This is a genomic window from Cytobacillus sp. FSL W8-0315, assembly GCF_038002905.1.
GTDB lineage: Bacteria > Bacillota > Bacilli > Bacillales > Cytobacillaceae > Cytobacillus > Cytobacillus pseudoceanisediminis.
In genome coordinates, this window is the sequence record NZ_JBBOOC010000008.1 from 1 (window position 1) to 2,165 (window position 2,165).

Below are 2,165 nucleotides of genomic sequence, written 5' to 3' on the forward strand. Positions count from 1 at the left end.
CTTTTGTTCAATAAGAACCTCTATAAAAAAGGCGTTAACCCTTGGATCAATCCCCTTTACATCCTTTAAAATTTTTTCTTTCAGTGAACATAAATTTAAGTTTCAATGAGTCAGTTTTTAGGTATAAGTATCTAAAACTTTAATCACTGGAGGCATCTCTTTTGGCGAACCAAGAAATAGTCATTTATCACGGAAAAGAATATATAATTGTGCATCAATACGATTCTGGCTACGTAGAAATCAGAAATCCAAAAAACAGGAGAATTGAACTGGTACACCAGTCGGAATTAACACGGCTAAAACAATCCTAATTCATAGTATAGTAATTGCTTATTTTTATAAAAGATTTATTCATAAATTTAAGGTGATCGGTTTAATAAATCGTCTATGAGGGTATCTGTAATCAGTTGTAAAGTTATTAATTTGTTGGAAAAAGATTCAGAAACAAGAGGGACTCATAAAGACACATTAAAAATTTATCTTTAATTTGCAGGAAAAAGACCGGTTCAACGGTCTTTTTCTTTTATTTTGACATTACAATTCAACCTGTTACTTATGTTCACCAACAAAATGTCATATTGTTTTGCAGCTTGTTCAACTTTCTATATCCCTCTTGTTGAACTAACCTGCCCCTTTAATTCAAAAAGGAATTCAACAAAAAAGGCGTTAATCCTCCCCTAGATCAACGCACCCGATAGGTTAATAAAAAGCCTCTCAAGATTTTTTGAAATTACCTGGGATTTTAACGAGAACATAATTTCCAGTCCACATTTGAGTGGTGGCAATTAATATCCTTCCGTCTTTTTCAAAGAACAGACCAGCACCATCTCTTTCTTTAAATTCCCATCCATTTGAACTAATCATTTGTTTTATATTTTCATCAGCAATCGAGACACCTTGGTTCTCACTACTTGTGATATACCAAATAGAATCGCCTTCTACTGCAATTTCTGCTATTTTACTTTCCGATTCTTTCAGTATATCAATCGCTTCTTTTGCAGACCTATCAGCTATCGGAAGAGAAGGGTAATGCAATTTATTTACAAATACGAACACTGCAATAACAGCTATAAATAAACCTAAAATCATTCCACCCTTTTTCAATTCATTACCTCCTTTCTAACAAGACGCTTATCACTTATCATAAGTTCCTAAGCATTTGAACTTACCTTTGGATTGGCTACTTCAACAAACTTGTCCCTTTAGTTCAATAAAAAATTCTGCATCAGCAGCACCTAAAAAAATTTCTTATATAATTCACGTCTCAAGTGTCCGCTCAGGTATGCATAGACTCTAGTGGTTTCGCTTTTTTCGTGTCCCATTAAATTTTGTATAACCTCTAATGGTGCCCCATTATTAATAAGTGTAGTTGCATAGCTATGTCTAAGTTGATGTGGGTGAATGCACTTATTTATTCCTGCTCTTTTGGAAATCTGTTTTATGACATATCTCATTTGTGCAATACTCATTCGATGTGGTGCTCGAATCGTAACGAACAAAGCTTGTTGATCATCAGCTCTTTCTTCTAGATATCTTTTTAACCAAATACTACATCGAGTATTAAAATACACTTCTCTTTCTTTTTTTCCTTTTCCAAAAACGAAAACGGATTGTTCTGCCATATTTATTGAGTGCTTGTCTAAGTTGACAACTTCTCCTATCCTACAGCCTGTTGAATACATAAATTCAAATAAAGCTTTCTCAAAAGTTGTTTTACATGCTTCACGAAGTAACTCAATTTCCTCTTCCGTAAGAAACTTAGGAATTCTACTTTCTGGCTTAGGTTCTTTTATAGAAGATACCGGGTTAATCGAAACGTATTTCTCTTCTTGAGCCCATTTAAACAATGATTTTATAAAACGTATCCGATGACAGAGACTAGAAGCTTTTAACTCCGCAGCAACTTCTCCAAGATATAATTTAATGGATTCTGTTGTAATATCAGTGATTTTAATATCTCCAAAGTACTTGATTAATAAAGACATTTGCACTTTATATACCTTTAAGGTTTGAGAAGAATATCCCTGAATTTGTTTATCTGCTTTATAAAGATTCCAGGCTTCAGATACAAGCATAATGAACAACTCCCTGACCGTTCTATTATTATCATTATCCGCCTGAAAACTAAAAAATATACTAGTTTTATAGAATTTTATTAAGGAATT

At 33.1% G+C, this 2,165-nt stretch carries 3 protein-coding genes; 1 reads left to right on the forward strand and 2 read right to left on the reverse strand.

Annotation, left to right across the window (positions count from 1 at the left end; all coding sequences use genetic code 11):
• Positions 1-161: 161 nt before the first annotated feature.
• On the forward strand, positions 162-311 hold the full coding sequence (locus tag MKY20_RS28610) for a hypothetical protein (protein ID WP_166672469.1): 150 nt from the start codon (positions 162-164) through the stop codon (positions 309-311).
• 403 nt (positions 312-714) lie between these two features.
• Here the strand turns inward: MKY20_RS28610 and MKY20_RS28615 are convergent, their stop codons facing one another.
• Together MKY20_RS28615 and MKY20_RS28620 are read right to left on the reverse strand one after the other, a co-directional pair.
• Positions 715-1,104: a hypothetical protein gene (locus MKY20_RS28615; protein WP_009335265.1), complete on the reverse strand. Its 390-nt coding sequence runs from the start codon at positions 1,102-1,104 to the stop codon at positions 715-717.
• Positions 1,105-1,235: 131 nt separating this feature from the next.
• Positions 1,236-2,075, reverse strand: coding sequence for a tyrosine-type recombinase/integrase (locus MKY20_RS28620; RefSeq protein ID WP_341004493.1), 840 nt, complete (start codon positions 2,073-2,075; stop codon positions 1,236-1,238).
• Positions 2,076-2,165: the final 90 nt, after the last annotated feature.

Coding starts and splice junctions, on each gene's coding strand:
- MKY20_RS28620 (WP_341004493.1), bottom strand. CDS start 2,075: ATGCTTGTATCTGAAGCCTGGAATCTTTATAAAGCAGATAAACAAATT.